18 protein-coding genes are annotated in these 19353 nt (G+C 63.4%); 9 read left to right on the top strand and 9 right to left on the bottom strand.

What is annotated here, in order from left to right; all coding sequences use genetic code 11:
* The first annotated feature begins 288 nt into the window (after nucleotides 1–288).
* Nucleotides 289–1380 (top strand): IS630 family transposase, encoded by a 1092-nt coding sequence (locus HWX91_RS37025; RefSeq protein WP_028200435.1) that lies wholly within the window; start codon nucleotides 289–291, stop codon nucleotides 1378–1380.
* Between the two features lie 488 nt (nucleotides 1381–1868).
* On the opposite strand, the gene HWX91_RS37020 is transcribed toward HWX91_RS37025, so the two are convergent.
* The 8 genes from HWX91_RS37020 to HWX91_RS36985 all read right to left on the bottom strand — a co-directional run bounded on the left by HWX91_RS37020 (nucleotide 1869) and on the right by HWX91_RS36985 (nucleotide 9622).
* Entirely contained in the window at nucleotides 1869–2903 is a 1035-nt protein-coding gene (locus HWX91_RS37020; RefSeq protein WP_028200436.1) for a porin, read from the bottom strand.
* An 81-nt stretch (nucleotides 2904–2984) separates the two neighbouring features.
* Nucleotides 2985–3530 (bottom strand): amino acid synthesis family protein, encoded by a 546-nt coding sequence (locus HWX91_RS37015; RefSeq protein WP_028200437.1) that lies wholly within the window; start codon nucleotides 3528–3530, stop codon nucleotides 2985–2987.
* Nucleotides 3527–4942, bottom strand: a complete 1416-nt coding sequence (locus HWX91_RS37010) for an amidase family protein (protein WP_028200438.1) — start codon at nucleotides 4940–4942, stop codon at nucleotides 3527–3529. The genes HWX91_RS37015 and HWX91_RS37010 overlap by 4 nt, the downstream gene beginning before the upstream one ends.
* Nucleotides 4943–4996: 54 nt before the next feature.
* Nucleotides 4997–6175 (bottom strand): ABC transporter substrate-binding protein, encoded by a 1179-nt coding sequence (locus tag HWX91_RS37005; RefSeq protein WP_028200439.1) that lies wholly within the window; start codon nucleotides 6173–6175, stop codon nucleotides 4997–4999.
* A gap of 28 nt (nucleotides 6176–6203) precedes the next feature.
* Nucleotides 6204–6947 (bottom strand): ABC transporter ATP-binding protein, encoded by a 744-nt coding sequence (locus HWX91_RS37000; protein ID WP_028200440.1) that lies wholly within the window; start codon nucleotides 6945–6947, stop codon nucleotides 6204–6206.
* Entirely contained in the window at nucleotides 6934–7668 is a 735-nt protein-coding gene (locus HWX91_RS36995; protein WP_028200441.1) for an ABC transporter ATP-binding protein, read from the bottom strand. The genes HWX91_RS37000 and HWX91_RS36995 overlap by 14 nt, the downstream gene beginning before the upstream one ends.
* A complete protein-coding gene (locus HWX91_RS36990; RefSeq protein ID WP_028200442.1) occupies nucleotides 7668–8741 on the bottom strand; it encodes a branched-chain amino acid ABC transporter permease in 1074 nt (357 codons plus the stop codon). The genes HWX91_RS36995 and HWX91_RS36990 overlap by 1 nt, the downstream gene beginning before the upstream one ends.
* Before the next feature lie 5 nt (nucleotides 8742–8746).
* Nucleotides 8747–9622: a branched-chain amino acid ABC transporter permease gene (locus HWX91_RS36985; protein WP_028200443.1), complete on the bottom strand. Its 876-nt coding sequence runs from the start codon at nucleotides 9620–9622 to the stop codon at nucleotides 8747–8749.
* Nucleotides 9623–9848: 226 nt separating this feature from the next.
* Here HWX91_RS36985 and HWX91_RS36980 point away from each other — a divergent pair, with 226 nt between their 5' ends.
* Both HWX91_RS36980 and HWX91_RS36975 read left to right on the top strand, forming a co-directional pair.
* Nucleotides 9849–10088, top strand: coding sequence for a helix-turn-helix domain-containing protein (locus HWX91_RS36980; protein WP_028200444.1), 240 nt, complete (start codon nucleotides 9849–9851; stop codon nucleotides 10086–10088).
* Nucleotides 10089–10404: 316 nt separating this feature from the next.
* The gene (locus HWX91_RS36975) at nucleotides 10405–11829 is read left to right on the top strand and encodes an amidase family protein (protein WP_028200445.1); all 1425 of its coding nucleotides are present in this window, start codon (nucleotides 10405–10407) and stop codon (nucleotides 11827–11829) included.
* Nucleotides 11830–11880: 51 nt separating this feature from the next.
* On the opposite strand, the gene HWX91_RS36970 is transcribed toward HWX91_RS36975, so the two are convergent.
* The gene (locus tag HWX91_RS36970) at nucleotides 11881–12717 is read right to left on the bottom strand and encodes a FadR/GntR family transcriptional regulator (RefSeq protein WP_028200446.1); all 837 of its coding nucleotides are present in this window, start codon (nucleotides 12715–12717) and stop codon (nucleotides 11881–11883) included.
* Nucleotides 12718–12958: 241 nt separating this feature from the next.
* Here HWX91_RS36970 and HWX91_RS36965 point away from each other — a divergent pair, with 241 nt between their 5' ends.
* The 6 genes from HWX91_RS36965 to HWX91_RS36940 are packed head-to-tail and all read left to right on the top strand — an operon-like array spanning nucleotide 12959 to nucleotide 19352.
* On the top strand, nucleotides 12959–14269 hold the full coding sequence (locus tag HWX91_RS36965) for an acyl-CoA dehydrogenase family protein (protein ID WP_028200447.1): 1311 nt from the start codon (nucleotides 12959–12961) through the stop codon (nucleotides 14267–14269).
* Entirely contained in the window at nucleotides 14259–14537 is a 279-nt protein-coding gene (locus HWX91_RS36960) for an acyl carrier protein (RefSeq protein ID WP_028200448.1), read from the top strand. Before HWX91_RS36965 ends, HWX91_RS36960 begins: the two co-directional genes overlap by 11 nt.
* A complete protein-coding gene (locus tag HWX91_RS36955; protein ID WP_028200449.1) occupies nucleotides 14521–15555 on the top strand; it encodes a beta-ketoacyl-[acyl-carrier-protein] synthase family protein in 1035 nt (344 codons plus the stop codon). The genes HWX91_RS36960 and HWX91_RS36955 overlap by 17 nt, the downstream gene beginning before the upstream one ends.
* Nucleotides 15556–15557: 2 nt before the next feature.
* Nucleotides 15558–16505, top strand: coding sequence for a ketoacyl-ACP synthase III family protein (locus HWX91_RS36950; protein WP_028200450.1), 948 nt, complete (start codon nucleotides 15558–15560; stop codon nucleotides 16503–16505).
* Between the two features lie 25 nt (nucleotides 16506–16530).
* Nucleotides 16531–18147, top strand: coding sequence for an acyl-CoA ligase (AMP-forming), exosortase A system-associated (locus HWX91_RS36945; RefSeq protein ID WP_028200451.1), 1617 nt, complete (start codon nucleotides 16531–16533; stop codon nucleotides 18145–18147).
* A complete protein-coding gene (locus HWX91_RS36940; protein ID WP_028200452.1) occupies nucleotides 18144–19352 on the top strand; it encodes a pyridoxal-dependent decarboxylase, exosortase A system-associated in 1209 nt (402 codons plus the stop codon). The genes HWX91_RS36945 and HWX91_RS36940 overlap by 4 nt, the downstream gene beginning before the upstream one ends.
* Nucleotide 19353: the final 1 nt, after the last annotated feature.

The raw sequence follows: 19353 nt of genomic DNA, 5'->3' as shown, positions 1-19353 counted from the left end.
CACACGAATGTGGAGCATAGAATGGTCAACACCAGACGTACGGTGGTAATCTCGGCAAGCGTAGTACCAGTCGCGTCAACCAGGAGAGACGGTCATGCGGTCTTCCGATGAATGGCGAAGGCATACCGTTGAAGATGGCGTCGTGCTCTGTCCGGGCTGCGACTCGTTGCACGTAACGATGGGGGCTTGTGCTGTCGGCGCGTACACCGTCTACTAGTGTTCCGTTCTGTTGTTAACTAATCTATGTTCACGTAGCATGCTGGTATCAACGGAACGGGAGATACCGGCATGCCCATGGGACGACCGAAGGCCGAACTGGTGTTGAGTGAAGATGAGCGTTCCCAACTGACTTCGATAGCGCGTTCGCGCTCGATTTCGGCGGCGCTGGTCACGCGTGCGCGCATCGTGCTGGCTGCCGCTGCCGGGGAGCCCAACAGCGCAATTGCCCAGCGTCTTCAGCTCACGCGTGCCACGGTGGGCAAGTGGCGTATCCGGTTCCTGGAGCATCGCATCAACGGGCTGTATGACGAAGTACGTCCCGGCAAGCCGCGCACGATTGACGATGAGCGGCTGGCTCAACTGATTCACAAGACCCTGCACACAAAGCCAGCGGATGGCTCCACGCACTGGAGCGTGCGCACGATCGCCGCCGAAACGGCTATCTCGCCGACGAGTGTGCACCGTTACTTCAAGCTGCTGGGTCTGCAACCGCATCGCAGCGAAAGCTTCAAGCTTTCGACCGATCAATTCTTCAGCGAGAAACTGCGCGACGTGGTCGGCCTGTACCTGAGCCCGCCCGAGAACGCATTGGTACTGTGCGTGGACGAGAAGAGCCAGTGTCAGGCGCTCGAACGCACGCAACCCATGCTGCCGATGGGCTTCGGCTACGTCGAAGGCGTCACGCACGACTACGTTCGCCACGGCACCACGACACTGTTCGCCGCCCTGAACGTACTCAATGGCGCAGTGCTCGCCACCTGCAAGCCGCGTCATCGGCATCAGGAATTCCTGTCGTTTCTGCGCGAAATCGACAAGGCCGTACCGGCTGAGCTCGACGTGCACTGCATCGTGGACAACTATGGCAGTCACAAGCATCCCAAGGTCAAGGCGTGGCTGGCAGCAAAGCCCCGCTGGCACATGCATTTCATTCCTACCTACAGTTCGTGGCTCAACCAGGTCGAACGCTTCTTTGCGCTGATCACCGACAAGGCCATCCGCAGGGGCTCGTTTGGCTCAGTCAAACAACTGATCACACGTATCGATCAGTTCGTTTCCCACTACAACGAAAACTGCAAACCATTCATGTGGACCGCTTCCGCTGACTCCATCCTCGCAAAGCTACAAAGACTTTGTACGCGGATCAGCGGAACGGAACACTAGGAATACGTGTGCGAAGACTACGGGCACGAATTTCAGGCAATGTTTAGCCTGATAGGGTACATGCCCGGAAGCCACATCGAGGACGACGACATCTGATGCATTGTTCCGCCAGCAGGCGAGTGAGCACACCGGCATGGAATCCGTCACACGGCTATATGAGGCCCTGCGTCGCAGACCCGCGGAGCCGTTGAAGCGAGTTCGTCCGAGGTAATTCAGGGGCGCCACGGAGGAAAATGCCAGCGACACACTTCACGCCCTGGTTTCGACGTGTTCGCTGCGCGGCATGCGCGCCAGAGATTTTTTGTCATGCTCCGACTGCTGTCACGGCACGAGGGCGAGGCGGTACGGCGCGCGCTACTGGAAACCGCGGCGTCATCTGCCCCGTTCTCGAGGACCACGATGTATCAACCCGCCGAATGTCGTCGCGGGCATACGATCTTGCGGCAATCCGACTCCTCCGACCATGCAAACCTGATGGACCGGCCCAGCTAGAACTTCATCCTGATGCCCGCACCCAGGCTGTTGCCTGACGACACACGGGTCATGGTGTCGTACCGACACGCGGCGTAAACGTCTGTGCGTTTCGAGAGCGGATAGTCATATCCGAGCACCACAGTCGACCAACGGATATCCGTGCCCTGGGCAGGCCGCCGGAGCGTTCCCGCCCAGGACACCAGTATGCTCCCCGTGCCAACCTGGGCGCTCGCCCCCACCTGAACGGTATCGTCGGTGAGGTCATCGTTGTTGGTCACCCTTTCGTACTGGAGATAGAGCTTCACTGCCTGCAGGCGATACGCCGCTCCGGCCAGCCACGCCGTCTGCTCCGTAGCGCCGTTCAGGAAAAGCGACCCAGTGTGAAGGCTCTGGACTGCGGCGGTCGCAGAGAACGGCCCCGCGAAGTAGAGCACGTTCGCACTGTAGTTCGCCTGCCCGGCGTGGCCCGCGATGCCCGCATTGCTGTACAGGACACTTCCTGTCAGACCGCCAACCTCGGGCGTCTGGTAGACAATCGAGTCGTCAATTGCCGTATCGCTTTGCACCGACGCAGCGCCCATCGCGGAACCCAGAAATGTGTGGACCACCATGGGGGAGAAGACGAACGAGTTGCCGAACGGGTTGAACAGCAGCGTGGAGACGAACAGCAGTGAATCATTACGCCCCAGCGTCAGTTGACCAAATTGCCCGCTCAAGCCAACAAACGCCCTGCGCCCAAAGAATGACTGCCCGTCGTACGCTCCTGACTGCCCACCGCTGATCCGGTAAAAGCTCTCAAGGGTAAAGATTGCCTTCAGGCCACCACCCAGATCCTCAGCGCCCGACATGCCCCAATACGATGTCGAGAGCCCTCCCGAGCCAACTTCCCACGCGTTGCCCGCCGCACCGGGCATCCGCACCACCCCGGCAAATGCATCGGCCAGCCCGTAGAGGGACACCGACGACTGGGCGTGTGCTGCCCCGACTGTGACCCATAACGACAGCGCTGCCAGCCCCTTACTCCATCTTCCCCGCACATCCCTGCCCATGTTTTTCTCCTTCATCGCTTGTGAGTGTTCGCTTGTTCGCCTGACGCGCGCCTGCCTGACGGCACGGTTTGCCGCCATGCGTCACCCCGGCCTGACGCGTGCGAGCGGCCTGCCCCGCTCGGCCAGCGCAATGGCAACCAGCAGTTCATCCGGTTCCGGCGAGTCGGGTATGCACAGCGACACCGTGTCGAAGTGGTCGAAGCTCCACATGTCTGTGACGCTGTGCAGGGGGATGTCGACGCAGGCTCCCGCAGGCCCGCGCTTCGTAACGGACGGCATGATCGAAGACGCGCCAGGCAGGCAGTCGCGCACCGCCTTGCCGAGTCGCGGATGGAGCAGCGCCGCTCCCCATTCGAGCGGCACGCCTGTGCCTGCGAGTGCCGCCTTCCCGTAACCCTGGATGTCTGTCCCCGCACAACCGAGCGCAAGTAACGCCCGTCCGGTGAGCATCCGGCCGAGATTAGCGCCCGTCGCATAGAGCGACTCAAGCTCGCAGGCAACATCCTGGTCGGTCGGCTTCAGCACCGCCGCGGCCACTACCTGACGGTGCGGTGGGGTCACCGGTGTGCCGAGTTCAGCGCGCCGCTCAACGAGATGAACCACGATCCGCGCGATCTGGATCGTCATGGCGCGATCTCCGTGTCGCCCGGAAGCTGCAATTCCGGTCCCGGTGCCGGGAAATCCCCTCTCGCCAGTTCGTACGCACGCGCTGCCCGCAGCACCAAGGCATCGCTGCCCCGACGCCCGATAATCTGCAGGCCCGTCGGCATGTCCCCTGCGAATCCGCACGGCACGGATATGGCAGGCACGCCAGCCTGGTTGCACCATGCCGTCAGAAGCGGTGCATTACGCAGATGGCCGGGCAAGCCGGGAACCGGAGGTGGTCCGCAATGAAACGTTGGCGTGAGCAGCAGGTCGTAACGCTCGAAGAACGTTTCCATCGATGCGCCGAGCGCGTGACGGGCAAGCAGTGCATCGACGAATGTCGCGGTGTCTATCCGTGCCCCTGCATCCGAAAGTGCCGTCAGGTCCGGATCAAGCAGCGTCCTGTCGGCTGCCTCCATATGCCGCACGCGCTGAGCGAAGAACACGGACCACTGGACCGAATGCATGCGGCCATTGCCGTAGTAGTCCGCGATCGGCGCAACGTGGGTCTGGATGACCGTCGCGCCGAGCGCCCCGAATGTGTCCACCGCCCTCTCGATACACTCCGCGATGTCCGGCGCCACCGATACACTGTCCGGGGCAGGACACCAGGCGATCCGCAGACCCGCGACGCCGTCGTCCAGTCCGGAGGAATAGCCGGACGAACTCCCCGCCCCCGGAGGCACGTCGTTGTTCGCGCAGGTCATCGCATCAAGCATCAACGCTGCGTCGCGCACGGTTCGCGCGATCGGGCCGAGGGTGGACAGTGCAGTCCACGACGCCGCACTGCCCGCCGGCACCAGCGCGAACGTAGGCTTGAACCCGACCACACCGCTCCAGCAGGCCGGAATCCGGATGGACCCGCCCCCATCGGTGGCAAGCGACAGCGGACCCATGCCCAGCGCAACCGCGACCGCCGATCCGCCGCTGCTACCTCCCGGCGAGAGCCGCGTATCCCACGGGTTGCGCGTCGCGCCCGTCAACGGACAGTCGGTGACGATCTTGTTGCCGAACTCGGAAGTCGTTGTCTTGCCAAACGGTATGGCGCCCGAGCGCCGCAGGCGCGCCACGGCCGGCGCATCGACGCTTTCGCGGTCCGGCGGCGCAGTCCATGACCCATGCCGTGTCGGAAGACCGGCTACGGCGACGAGATCCTTGACCGATACCGGCACGCCATCAAGCGGACCGCACGGCTCGCCGCGTATCCACCGGCGCTCGGCCTCGCCGGCGGCCGACATCGCCCCTTCCTCGTCGAGAGCGCAGAAGGCGTTGACCACCGGATCGAGCTTCGTGACCCGGTCCAGTACCGCGCACATGACCTCCACAGGCGAGAGGCTGCGCTGCCGGAAGCCGGCAACCAGCTGAGCCGCATTCAGCATGACAATTTCGCTCATTTTGTAGTCCTTATCTCTTGGTGCAAACGATTCCAAAGCGTGGCGAGGACACGTCTATCCTTCACAGACCGGCGTCACCGGGCCCGTGGATTCCAGGATCGAAAAGCTGTTATCGGCGAGCGCCTGGCCGATCCGTGTCTGGCAAAGCACGTGGCCCCCGTCATGGCTCACACCGGTTTTGCCACGCGGCAGCGCAATGGAGACGGCGGGCAGCGCAGCCCTCACGCGCGCGGCGTCGACACTTCCCGCCGACCGGACGGCCTCGGCGAAGAGACGAATGCCTGCATATGTGTTCTCGCCGTGCGGCAGTACAACGGCAAAGCCGCCGAGACGGGGATCGCGTGCACCGGCGTAACGGACCGCATAACGCGTGAGGAACGCCTGGTTTTCCGGGTTGTCGATGCTCATGAAGTACGACGACACGCCGATCGTTCCGGTCGATGCTCCTGTGGTTGCAATCGAGAGGGATTCGTGTGCGATGTCCGTCACCAGTTGCGGTTTCATCGCGAACGACCGGTACTGCTTCACGAACGTCACCGGGTCGTCTCCGATGCTGTGCCATACGATCTGCGGCCTCGCGCTCGCGACCTGTTGCAGTACGGCCCCGTAGTCGCGCGTGCCGAAGGGTAACCAGTAGACGTCGAGGAACTTGCCGCCGTGGCGCGCCACCGCCGCCTGCAACTGCGGGATCAGCACCTTCCGGTTGCTGCCGATGTCCGAGACGACTGCGCAGACGGACTGTCCACCACCGCGCATGAGCCACGCAATGAGTGGCTCGATCCGCTGGCTCGTGGCGAGGCCTGTCGTGAACAGTTGCGGGTCGCACCGCCCCTCGTCGAAGTTCGGATAGACGATGAGCTTTCTCGCTGCCCTTGCGGCCTGAAGGGCCGCCTCGCGCTCAGACGGCAGCACCATGCCCGTGATCATTGCCACGTCATCACGCATGAAAAGCTGCCGCGCCTTCTCCAGCGTAACGGCCGTCGACATCTGCGTGTCCTCGACGCTCAGTTGCAGAGGGCGGCCAAGCAGCCCACCCACCGCGTTGATCTCATCCACCGCCAGCGCGGCACAGTTACGGTTGGTCTGCCCCACGCGCGTCAGGGGACCGCTGAGTGGCGCGAGCAGGCCGATCTTCAACGGCTCGGCGCCACGCGCGAACGGAGAGACCGCCGATGTGGCGAGGGAAGCAGTTGCGCCAAGCACTACGGCTCGGGAAAATTCACGTCGGTTCATGCGTTTTCTCACTAGGTATCACTGGATTTCACTGGATGTTTTCAGGGCGGAAGTCCGGCGCGCCGTCAGTGGCCGGAGAGAGGTAGCGCGCGAGCGGGTGTTCTCCCGTTCCACTACGTCGCGGCTCAACGGCGCCGGCATGCACGAGGCGTCCGTTGCTGAGCACAATGCACCGGCGCGCGCTCTGGAGGACGAGGTCGAGGTTCTGTTCGACCAGGAGCACGGCCAGCTTCGAGCGGCGGCAGAGCTCGGGAATCACCTCGCCGATCCGCTCGACCAGGTTGGGCTGCACACCGTCGGAGGGCTCGTCCAGCAGGAGCAGCTTCGGACGGCCGCACAGCGCGCGCGAAATGGCGAGGACCTGCTGCTCGCCACCCGAGAGCGTGCCGCCCTGCTGCGAAAGGCGCGACTTCAGCACCGGAAAGTAATCAAATACCTCGTCGAGGATGTCGGCTCCGCCGGCGGCCTGCGTGCCCATCAGCAGGTTCTCCCGCACGGTCAGTATCGGGAAGATCCACCGCCCTTGCGGCACCAGACCGATCCCGCGCCGCGCGATCTCGTGCGTGCGCAGGCCCGTCACCGGCTGCCCGAGGAAAGCGACCTGCCCGCTCACGCGAGGCAGCAGCCCCATGACCGCCTTCACCAGCGTGGACTTGCCGGCGCCGTTGCAGCCGAGGACACCGACCACCTCGTTCGGCAGCACGTCCAGCGTGAGGTCGTGAACCACATCCACGTCGCCGTATCCGGCGCACAGGTTTTCAATGTGCAGCATGTGTCGCCCCCCGCCCCAGATAGATGCGGCGGATCTCCTCGTCGTCCGCGATCTCCGCATACGATCCCCGTCGAACCACCTCTCCCCGGTGCATCACCCACGTCTCACACTCAAGGGACTGCACGAAGCCCAGGTCGTGTTCGATGGCGAGTACCGCGCACCGCTCCCGTAGCCGGTGGATGAGGCGTACCAGCCGCTGCGCGTCCTTCGTGGACAGACCGGCTGCAGGTTCGTCGAGCAGCAGCAATGCGGGCTGGCACATGATGGCCATGCCGATCTCGAGCCACTGCCGCTCACCGTGCGGCAAATGCGAGGCGATTTCGCCCGCCTGCCCGGCCAGACCCACCTCCTCCAGTACCGCGTCGGGATCCGGCATTGGCGTCGACCGGTAAGCCGCGACGCCAAGGCCCGCTACCACCAGGTTGTCGCGCACCGTCATCGTGAGGAAGGTGTTGGTCCCCTGAAACTTGCGCACTACACCGCGTCGGCAGAACGCGTGCATCGGGCGGCCGGTCATCCGCTCGCCGTCGAGATACAGTTCGCCGGAACCGGGGGCAATTGCGCCTGAGAGCAGCCCGACAAGCGTGCTCTTGCCCGCGCCGTTCGGGCCAATCACGCACAGCAGATCGCGTGGCGCGATGTTGATGTCGACGCCCGCCACGGCGTTGATTCCCCCGAACGCGCGCGACAGGTTGGTGCCCTGCAGAAACTGGCCGTCCATTACCGTTCCTCCCGGGCGTGTCCCGCGCGGTGAACCGGCGGACTGCTCCATACCGCTCGAGCAGTCCGACGCGCAGCCTCCACCAATTCATGAAGTCGCAGTCCGTTGGGCATGAACAGCACGCAGGCGAGAAACAGACCGCCGAGGATCAGGGGCCAGCCGTCCGTGCTGTAGCTGGAGACGGTCTGCCTGAGCAGTGTCAGAACGACCGCGGCGACGACAGGTCCACCAATTCTTCCCCTGCCGCCGATAGCCACCCAGAGGATCACTTCGGTCGCAAGGAGCGGCGAGAACACGTCCGGTGCCACCACCCCCGAGCAGGCCGCCATCAGCGCGCCGGCGATTGCGGCGAGCGCCGCCGAGGCGACGAAGACGAGCAGCAGGTGAAACGACGTGTGATAGCCGCACGCCTTTGCGCGCCACTCGTTGGTCGCGATCGCATCGAGCACCTTGCCGTAGCGACTGCGGCAGGCGAGCCATATCAGGCCAGTCGCGGCAAGCAGTACAGCGACGACCGTGTACCAGGAAGCGCGAGGACTGCTCATGTCGAACGTGTGGCTGCCCACGCCAAATGACAGTCCCGGGATGCCAAGGATGCCCGTGTCGCCCCCGGTAATCGACTGCCAACTGACGGCGAGCTGCTGGGCGACGATCAGCACGGCCAGGCTGATGATGGCGAAGAAGTGGAGCCTTACCCCCGCAAAGAGCAGAAAATAGCCAATCACGGCGGCGACAGCCACAGCGCAGAAAACACCCGCCGCCAACCCGGTCACGGATGCCTGTCCGAACTGCACGGTCGTGATGGCAAACCCGTAAGCGCCGAGACCCAGGAACGTGGTGTGCCCGAGAGTGAGCACCCCGGCCCGTCCCCAGAGCAGGTCATAGCTCAATGCGAGGATCCCCATGACCAATGCATCGCGTACCGTCGACAGCAGCCAGGGACCGGCAAAAAAAGGCACGAGCGCCGCGGCGGCAACTGCCACGCTCCACATCAACAGCGGCGAGCCATCCCTGGGGGCCAGGACGGGCTGTGAGAACCAGAGCCGCAGACAGCCTGCATGTTTTCCAGACATACGCTTTATCCTTTTCCGAGAAGCTGATGGGCCGCGCTGAATCCTGGGATCAGCCCTTGCGGTCTGAACCGGATCACCACGATGGAGAGGACCAGCACCACCGCCGATGCGAGGGAGGGATCGACGCGATAGCTCAGTAACGTCTCGGCGGTACCGATGACTGCGCTGCCCAGGATGCTGCCCGCGATCGATCCGATACCGCCCAGCACGATCACGAAGAACGCCTTGGCGAGATAGGAGACGCCCAGATGCGACTCCACCGAAACCATGGGGGCGACGAGCACGCCAGCAAGCGAGGCGAGCGCCGCACCACCGCAGAAGGCAATGCGATTCAGGCGCCGGGTGTCGATGCCAGTAGCCTCGGCCATCGCCGGGTGCTGGATCACGGCCCGCAGCCGGGTACCAAAACGCGTACGGGCAAAAAGCAACCAGCACCCTGCCGTCACCATCAGCGCGACGCCGATCACGAAGATCCGGTAGGCCGGATAGCTTCCGCCCGGGACGGGGATGGCCCCGCTGAACGGGGCGTACACGAGCATCGGCTGGGTGCCGAAGACGAGTTCCAGTGCCTTCTGCAGGATCAGGCTGACCGCATAGGTTGCGAGGAGCGTGTCCAGTGGCCGGTCATAGAGCAGCCGGATGATGAAACGCTCGAGGCACCACCCGAGGGCGGCCCCGACAGCGGGCGCCACAAGCAAGGCAAGCCAGAAAGCCTCCTTCCCGCCAACCGCCTGGGCAACGGCTAACGCGTATGCGCCGATCGTGACCCACTCGGCATGTGCAAGGTTCACGATGTCCATCATGCCGAACACCACGGCCAGACCGAGCGCAATCATCGCGAGAACGCATGCGTAGCTCGCAACATTAAGTATTCCTATCATCATCTCCTCGCATACCAGGTGGAACCCGCCAGCAGCCATCTGCCGGTAGCCCGCCGAGGGAGAGAACACGAGCCAGTTGCCACCAACGCCGTCCCCGGCTCGCACTCTCACGTTTACACAAAATATTGTGAATTTTAGATCAACAAAACTCCGTTTACACAATTTATTGTGAATTTCTGGTCGTTCGCTCCCCGATACTCGATTCGCCCAGTTCAATCGAGTACGCATGACCAAGGAAACACTGATCAAGGCTGTTGGGAAGGAGATCCGCGCACGCCGCAAGCTGAAGAAGTGGACGCAGGCCGGTCTGGCATTACGCGCGGAAGTTCACCCAAACACAATCTCACTCATCGAGCGCGCAAAAACGATCGCGGGAATCGACGCATTGATCGACATTGCTGACGCGCTCGGTGTGTCGCTGTCGCAGTTGATCAAGGCAGCCGAAGACCGCGGCGGTGTCCGCTGACTATCTGCGGCAACCCGCACTCTTTTCCCATACCAGCCGCGGTAGCCTCTCCCTGATGATCGCTCATCGCAGGCGATCCGCGCTGCGCCAACGCTCACGACAAATTGCCGTCACGGCACACGGACACACTGTGACTGTCCAGCCGCATCCGGCCGGTCGCGCCCCTGATTTATTGCTATTAAATTAGCCCCGCAAAATGCGGGTGTCAACTCATGTTTTCAGCGTGTTTACCCCGAAACCAATAACTTGAACGGGACCTTGACATCGACCACAATCGGCAATATGGTGTATTTGTTATAATTAATAAGGAGAGGACATGCAGGGCGATCTCTGTGAACTCACTGCACAGGAACTGCAGGAGGTTTATCGCAACGGTAGCGTCTCGCCAGTCGACGTCATGTCCGCCGTGCTTCAACGGATCGAGAGGTTCGACCCCGCCGTGAATGCTTTCTGCCAGATGGCTCCAGACGCGCTCGACATGGCCCGCGCATCGGAAACACGATGGCAACGCAAACGCCCGCTTGGCCCTCTCGACGGAGTGCCAATCAGCGTCAAGGACAACGTCGCTGTCGCCGGACTTGCTACACGATATGGCTCGCGCGTCACGGACGAAACGCCATCACCCCACGACAGCCCGTGCGTCGCGAGGCTTCGCGAGTCTGGCGCCATCTGCTTTGCCAAGACCACCCTGCCTGATTTCGCCCACAAGATCGTCACCGATAGTCCGCTTACGGGAGTCACGCGCAATCCCTGGGATACGGACCGTACCCCAGGCGGCAGCAGCGGCGGAGCCGCCGCGGCGGTCGCGCTTGGCATGGCGCCCGTGGCGATCGGCACCGACGGCGGTGGATCGATCCGGATTCCAGCCGCGTTCACTGGTACGTTTGGTTTCAAGCCGAGCTTCGGACGCGTTCCGCATGCGCCACGCGGTCCGTTCGGGCTGTTGAGCCACGTTGGCCCCATGACACGCTGCGTGGGGGATGCCGCGCGCGTCCTGACCGTCATCAGCCGCCCTGATAGCCGCGACTGGTACGCCTTGCCGTTCGACGCCAGCGACTATGAACTTGGTCTTAAGTGCAAGCCAACACCAGGCGGTGTCCGCATAGCGTACAGTCCGTCCCTGGGCCTCGCTGTCACGCCCGAAACCGCCGTCCACGACGCGCTCATGCGTACAGTCGACACCTTCCGTGACCTTGGCGCCAGGGTTCAGCCGGAAGATCCGCCGGGTATCGCTCGCTGTAACGCGATCCACGCCACCATCTGGCCTGCCTGCTGTCGCCAGCTCACCGAAAGCATGGCTGACGGCGGTGCGGCGCTTGATCCGTCATTGCAGGCCTACTCTGAAGCAGGCGCGACAATATCGCGCCAGGCGTTGCTTGGCGCACTCATCGAGAGAGGGGAGCTCGGAGCCGCGGTCAACGTGTTCTTCGAGCGGTACGATCTTGTCATCTGCCCGGTGTATCCCCGAGTGGCCATGCCGCTTGCGGAACTCCCGGCCAGCGAGGAGCTGTTTCCCCACTTCACCGCGTGGTGCAACCAGCTCGGTCTTCCTGCGGCGAGCGTCTACACGGGCACCACTTCAGAAGGTCTACCGGTCGGGATACAGATTGTTGGCGGCCGTCACGCCGATGCATTTGTGCTCTGGGCAAGCCACATCCTGGAACTCGCGTTCGGACGGGCACCACTCGCGGACGTGGCACGCTCGCTTTCCGCTTCTATACCTAACCGCACAACACACTAAGGTTGGTCAACCAGCGGACACCGAGCGCAGTGTCAACGGTTCGGGCATCCGTCAGTTACCGCCCTTTCTGCCGACGTGCAGACCAAGGTCCGAATCCAGTACCAGCTTCTGGCGCAAGGCTGCGTGCACCTTGCGCAGTTGGGCCTCGGCTTCATCCATGTGCGCCGCCATAAGCTGCTCCACCGCACCGGCGTCGCGCTTCTTCGCGGCATCCAGAATCGCGCGGTGAGCAGCGACAGTCTGCCGCCCGAACGCTTGGTAATCCCGCTGGGTCACGTTGCCGGCCACGATCACGAGGCTGTGCAGCATCTGGTTGATGATCTGGCATACGCAGCGAAGAAAGGCGTTCGGATTTGCCGCAGCCAGCACGTCATGGAAGTGGATGTCCTCGTGGCGCTGGTCGAGCGCACGTTCATGACTCGGGGCAAATGGCTCGCACACATCCACACTGCGCTCGAGCGCCTCCAGATCTGTGTCCGTCAGATGCTCCACCGCTCCCGCCGCAAGCAGCGGCTCCAGCACGCGCCGCACCGCATAAATATCCTCGAGGCTGATGCTCTCGAAAAACAGGTAGTTCTGCAACGCCTGAAATGCCCGGGCGAGTGGCACTCGCGTAATCGTTGCACCACCCTCCGGTCCCGTACTCAGACGCACGAGTCCCTGCACCTCCAGTGCCTTGAGGGCATCGCGCATCGAACCGCGGCTGACGTTGAATATTTCCTGGAGGTCGGCCTCCTTGTTCAGCCGCACGCCCGGCCGCACCTTGCCATCGGTAATCCACGTCTTGATAAGTTCGGCAACCTGGTCCCCTCGCTTGGTCGTGCGGGGCCCTCGCTTGTCTCGCTTCAGCAACGGTTTTTTCTCTGTCGTCTGTTTTCGCGCTGCCATACGTCACACCTGTAGTTAGCCATCATCGTTTGGTCTGAATGTCATTATCGGTCATCCACTGCCGCGTGACCGCCACAACGTCCCCACGAACGCCCCCGATACAACAGCCTCCCAATGTTCGGAGGTGACGACTCCCCGCCCTGATGCCTACGCTCATTGCCAGACGACACGCAAACCTCATCCGTGGGTTCGCGTGAATATCGGTCCTGGGCGCAGATGCGCCCACCTGGGAGAAGGCGTCATGACGCGACACGAACCAACGTCGCAGCAGGCTCACACGATCGACGACATCGGCGCAGCGCTCGCCGATCGCGGGCTCGATCTCGACCTGCTTGCCAGGCGTATGCGCGCTGTCAGTCCCGAATCGGACGCAACCGGCGAGATCGTCGGTCCTCCCTGGCGTGCAGCTGACCTAAGCGCTCTGAACATGAACCTCGTGCCCACCCGGTACGGCGGCTGTCCGACACTGCAGTCCCTCGTCGCGCAGACAACTCTGATGGCCTACCTCGGGGAGGCCGACGCAAGCATCGCGCTGGCGCTGCCGGGCCCCGGGCTGGCCATGCCGCCTGTCGTTGCGCTCGCCTCGACGCAACAGCAGGCCGGGTTCTTCGAGCGGTTCCAGGCGGGCTCGCCGCGCTGGGGCGCTTTCGCCATCACCGAGCCGGACTGCGGTTCCGACGCGACTGCCATGCGCACGAGTGCACGAAAGACCGGCCGCGGCTGGGTCCTGAACGGCACAAAGTGCTTTATCACGAACGGCGCACGCGCAGACTGCGTGATCACGTTTGCAACGATCAACCGAGACATGGGTCGCTACGGGATCCGCGCATTCCTTGTGGATTGCAATACGCCAGGATTCACGGTGTCGCGCATCGAACGGATGGCAGGTCTGCGCGCGACCCAGCTCGCCGTGCTCTCCTACGCAGACTGCGAGCTCACCGATGATGCGCTGCTTGCCCGCGGCGACGAAAAGCCCCTCGATGACGCTTTCTCGGGTGCGCAGCGGTCCTGGGACTATTTCAGGCCACTGCTCTCCGCCGTCATGGTCGGTACCTGCCGGCGGGTGCGCGCGGACCTTGCGGCCTGGCTCGGTGCGGGCGGCACACCCGCAGACAGGCATCGCAGCGTGGCGAGCGTGGAAGCGTCCCTGCTCGACATCGACCGCCAGATTGCGGCCGCGTGGCTGCTCTGCCACTGCACGGCCTGGAAAGCAGATCGCGGCGTTGCAACGTCAATGGATTCATCCATGACCAAGGCGTTTGCCTCGCGCGTAGCCGCACGGGTGACGCGTGCTGCCATCGACCTCGCCGGTATCGACGGCATCGCCGCCTGTCCGTCACTTGAGCAGGCTTACCGGGACGCCAGGGCTTTCGACATCATGGAAGGTACCGGCGACCTGCAGCGACTCATGATTGCACGGGCAGCGCAGCGATCAGCGTCACGTCCGTGGGACATCACGGCACCGCCCTCCGGCTGCCCCACCCAGCCTGACCCATCACCCGACATCGCCAATGCCCACCGATCCGGGCAGGAGACATCTCATGACGCATAACATGCACGACCCGGGCCGCGAGGAAATCGCCACCGCCGTCAGGTCATGCCTGCTGTCGGCTATCGGCAGCACCGCGGCAGCGGACCTCATTGCGGACGACACGAACCTGTTCGACGTCGGCATCGACTCAATGAACATGACAGACCTGCTTCTTCAGCTCGAGCAGCGCTTCGGCTTCACACTCGCGCCGGAAGATCTCTCGTCCGACCTCTTTCTACGTTTCGGCAATCTGGTCTCCTTCGTGGAATCCCATGTACGTCGCAACTGACCACGGCCACGGGCAAGTCTGCATCGCAGCGACAGCGCGCTATGTACCGAAGGCACATGTGCGCCCCGAAGCGCTGGCACAGGAGCCAGCGGCCACACCCAACTCCATGCGCGAAGCCGTCATGCGATCAGTCTATGCCGATACGCTGCGCTGGCGCCAACTGGAGACACCGCCCGTCGCCGCAAATCATCCGTCCCGGCCCGTCCACCCTGCGATGCCGACGCATGTCGCCAGCGAGCTACGCCTCAGCCTCTCGGAAATGACATCCGCCGTAGCCAGCGAAGCTATCCGACGGTATCCCTCGAAAGACAACCATGTGCCAGACCAGATCATCGTATGTGGAACCAGTCTTGAACACGATCTCGCGCTATCGTGCGCGGGTCGCCTGCACAGCGAACTGGGATCGACGGGTGCCCCGTTCGCAATCGGACAGATCCAGGGCGTGTCCTTCTTTCTTGCGCTGCAGGTGGCGGCCGACATGATGGCCAGTGACGACCGCATGCACACGACACTGATCGTCGCGGCTGAACGCTGGCTCCCGCCATTTTCACGTCAGACCGGTTCGCTGACCGTATTGGCTGATGGCGCAGCCGCGATACTGGTCAGGCGTGAGGCTTGTCCCGGATGGCACGTACGCAGTCTCACGGTACGGACGCCCTCCACCTCCGTGTCCGTCCCGCCGCAGGATATCTGTATCGACGAAGAGGTCGTAGTCGAAGTCATTGAGGAGACGTGCGCGCAGACTGGCCTGAAACCCACTGCATTTGACTGGATCGTGCCTCCGCGCATCAACACCACCCTGGCATGCAACGTCAGTGCAGAGGCCCGACTGCCAGTCGGGCGAATGTGGTACCCGGAGTCAGGCGATATCGGGTATCTGTGCGCCGCAGACGCGCCGGCGCAGCTCCACGTGTTGCTGCAAACGATTGTTCCGGCGGACGGACAACGCATCCTGCTGTGGTCAGCAGGCTTCCAGGGGCAGGCGGCATGCGCCGTTCTCGAATACCGCGGGAGCTAGCGATGTCTGCGTCTCCAACCCCTCCTGTACTGTCGCTGTCCGGCATCGCATCCAGCCTGCCGGTACGAACGGTCGATGCTGACACCTGGGCCCGTCGCTGCGGATTTCCCGAGGCACGCGCAAATGCACTGCTGCGCAACGGTGTGCAGCAGTTCCACGACGCTGCAGCGACATCACCCGTCGCATTCGCGTGCGAAGCGGTTTCCGCCCTGCTCGAGGACACTGGCACGTCACCGGCAAGCATCGATGCCCTCATCTATACTCACACAATCCAGAGCAGCGTGCTGGCGCCGCCTGCCGGTACTGCGGCGCTCATCCAGTCCCGCATGGGCCTTGAGCGCGCACTCGCGTTCTCGGTGATGCAGCAGAACTGCGTGTCGCCGATGACCGCCATCCGGTTGCTGCGCGTGCTCACCGTCGCAGGTCGCACCATCCAGCGGGCAATCGTTGTCTGCGCAGATGTGATGGGATCGGGCTGCGATCATCTGCGCGCCATCCAGGATCTCGCGCTACATAGCGACGGCGCATGCGCGCTCCTGCTGGAGCGCCGCGCCGACCGTAACAGCATCGTGGGGCTGCACCTTTATACAGACGCTCGCTACTTCCGCGGGACCGACGATGATCTTCAGCCCGTCCCGGATGACCGTTACTACTGGTCGGCATTCACGACGATGCGCGCGGCGCTTCGACAGGCAGGCATCACGGGCAATGAACTCGTTCATGTCCTGCCTCACCACGTCAACCTGCCTGGCTGGTCGCGTCTCATGACCATGCTGTCCGTACCGCAGGAACGTCTTTTCACCACGAATTTCGGACGCCTCGGGCACGTGTTCGGCGCCGACCCGTTCATCAACTTCCACTCGGCGCCTCGCGGGAAACCGGACTCCTGTTCCCTGCTGTTCTCCAGCGGACTTGCCGGTTGCTTTGGCGCCATGGTGATCCGCCACTGACCCTGAACCTGATCGCTATCCGGCCATGAGAAACCTCCTTGATCTTGTCCAGTCGGCAGCGCGCCGCACACCCGATGCGGAATCGCTCGTCTGCGGTGACGTCCGCCTCACCTACGGCCAACTGCTGCAACGCAGCCATGCCTTCGGACAGGTATTGCCTTCCCTCGGTGTGGCTCCGGGCGAACGCGTCGCCATCTTTCTCGACAAGCGCGTGGAGACTGTCGTGTCGATGCTCGGCGCCTGTGCCGCAGGATGCGTTTTCGTTCCGGTGAATCCGCTCCTGAAACCGAACCAGGTGGCTCACGTGCTTCGCGACAGCAGCGCCCGGTGCCTCGTGACCACCGCATTGCGCGCCCGCTCCCTGGCCGCTGAGGGCGTTGCGCCGGTGTCCGATGTCATCCTCGTAGACGAACCAGACCAGGCTTCGTCTGATCAGCCGACCGGGGTCAGGATTCTCCGCTGGCCAGACTCCATCTCCAGCCCCCACGACGCGCTGGTGCCGGTCTCGGCCGTAACATGCATCGACACAGACCTCGCAGCCCTTCTCTATACATCCGGCTCGACGGGATTGCCCAAGGGCGTGATGCTCAGCCACCGGAACCTGCTCGAAGGTGCCTGGAGCGTCGCCGAGTATCTGCGGCACGATCCGTCTGACCGCATTCTTGCCGTCCTGCCCCTGAGCTTCGATGCGGGCCTCAGCCAGCTAACCTCGGCGTGGTCGGCAGGCGCGACAGCAGTGCTGCTGAACTACCTCACGGCGCACGATGCTGTCCTCGCGTGTGAGCGCGAACACATCACCGCGATCACGGGTGTCCCGCCATTGTGGATGCAACTCACGGGCGCAACCTGGCCAGACTCGGCGCGCAATAATCTGCGTTACTTCGCGAACACAGGAGGGCGTCTTCCGCTGCCTGTACTGCAGAAACTGAGGGCGGCGTTTCCGCAGGCCACGCCGTTTCTGATGTACGGGTTGACGGAGGCGTTCCGCTCCACATTTCTCGACCCCGCGGAGGTTGACAGCCGCCCCGACTCGATCGGCAAGGCCGTGCCCAATGCGCGGGTGCTCGTCGTCCGCGAGGACGGCACACCGTGCGCTCCGGGCGAAGCCGGCGAGCTTGTACATGTCGGCGCATCCGTCACGCCAGGCTACTGGAACGATGCTGCGCGCACCGCGCAACGCTACCGCCCTTCGCCTGAAGCAAAGCCGGGCGGCGCGCCGCGTGATATGGCGGTGTGGTCCGGGGACCTCGTGCGGTGCGACAGCGAAGGTTTTCTGTATTTCATCGCCCGCAACGATGCGCAGATCAAGAGTTCAGGCTACCGGATCAGCCCGGAAGAGATCGAGGAAATGGTCCATGCGAGCGGCCTTGTCGTGGAAGCCGTTGTGCTGGGCATCCCGGATGACGAGCTTGGTGAAGCGGTTGTGCTGCTCGTCGTTCTCGCCGGTGATTCAGACGTCGAAGAGTTACGCGACTGGTGCACGCAGCGCCTGCCGCGTTACATGGTTCCGCGACATATTGCTAGTTATCCGGATATTCCTCGCAACCCCAACGGAAAATTCGACCGGGCGGCACTGCGCAGCGAGGTCGCGTCGTCCGGCCTTGCCTCCCTCGCGCGCGATTCAGGGGAGAAACCATCATGAGTCTCACCTTCATCAGGCGTCCCCCCGGGCTGCAGTTCGGCGGCCTCGACGTGCGCCAGCTGGCCGACCGCGCCGGGCGTACGCCATTCTTCGCCTACGACCGCTCTGCGATCGATACCCGCGTGCGGGAACTGCGCAGTCTGTTGCCCTCCGGCATGCACCTTCACTACTCGATCAAGGCGAACCCGATGCCCGCCGTGATCCACTACCTGGCCGAGCGGGTCGACGGGTTCGACGTTGCCTCCGCGCAGGAGATGGCGCTGGCGCTCGATGCGGGTACCTCCCCAAAGGCGATCGGCTTCGCCGGGCCGGGCAAGTCTCACGACGACCTACGGCGCGCGGTGGCCAGTAGCATCAATATTCACGTCGAGTCGGAAACCCAGTTGCGGCTTGTCACCGCCCTTGGGTGGGAGCTGGGCGTGCAGCCCAACGTGGTGATCCGCGTCAATCCCGATTTTCAGGCCGGACACAGCGGCATGCGCATGGGGGGCGGCGCCGCGCCGTTCGGCGTTGATGTCGACCAGGTTCCGGCACTGCTGCGCGAACTCGAAGCGCGGGAAGTCGCTCTCGCGGGCTTTCACGTCTTCTGGGGCTCGCAGTGCCTGCATGCGACAACCATCATCGAAGCCCAGCGCCAGAGTGCTGATCTCATCCTTCGACTTGCGAGCAGTCTGCCGCAACCGTTGCGGTTCGTGAATCTCGGCGGCGGCTTCGGCATCCCCTACTTTCCGGGCGATACCCCGCTCGATGTAAAGGCTGTCTGCAAGGCGATGCAGGACTGGCTGCCGCCGCTTTGCGAACGTCTGCCCGGAACGACGCCGATCCTCGAACTCGGTCGTTACCTCGTGGGCGAGGCCGGCATCTACGTGTGCCGCGTCATCGACCGGAAAGTGTCGCGCGGCAGGACGTTCGTCATCACGGATGGCGGACTGCATCATCACCTGGCGGCCTCCGGCAACTTCGGCCAGGTCCTGCGCCGTAACTTTCCGGTCGTGCTCGGCAACCGTCCCGACAGCGCGCCACGCGAGCAGTGTCACGTGGTCGGCTGCCTCTGCACGCCGCTCGACCGTCTTGCGGACGAGGTTGAACTTCCCGAAGCGCACATCGGGGATTTCGTGGTGGTGAAGCAATCGGGTGCCTATGGCCGCTCGGCGAGTCCTGTGCATTTTCTCAGCCACCCGGAACCCGTCGAAATGCTCGTGTAAC

Source organism: Paraburkholderia fungorum (assembly GCF_902833645.1).
GTDB lineage: Bacteria > Pseudomonadota > Gammaproteobacteria > Burkholderiales > Burkholderiaceae > Paraburkholderia > Paraburkholderia fungorum.
The sequence above is the reverse complement of the archived record's forward strand: the minus strand, read 5'-3'. Positions and strand labels throughout refer to the sequence as shown.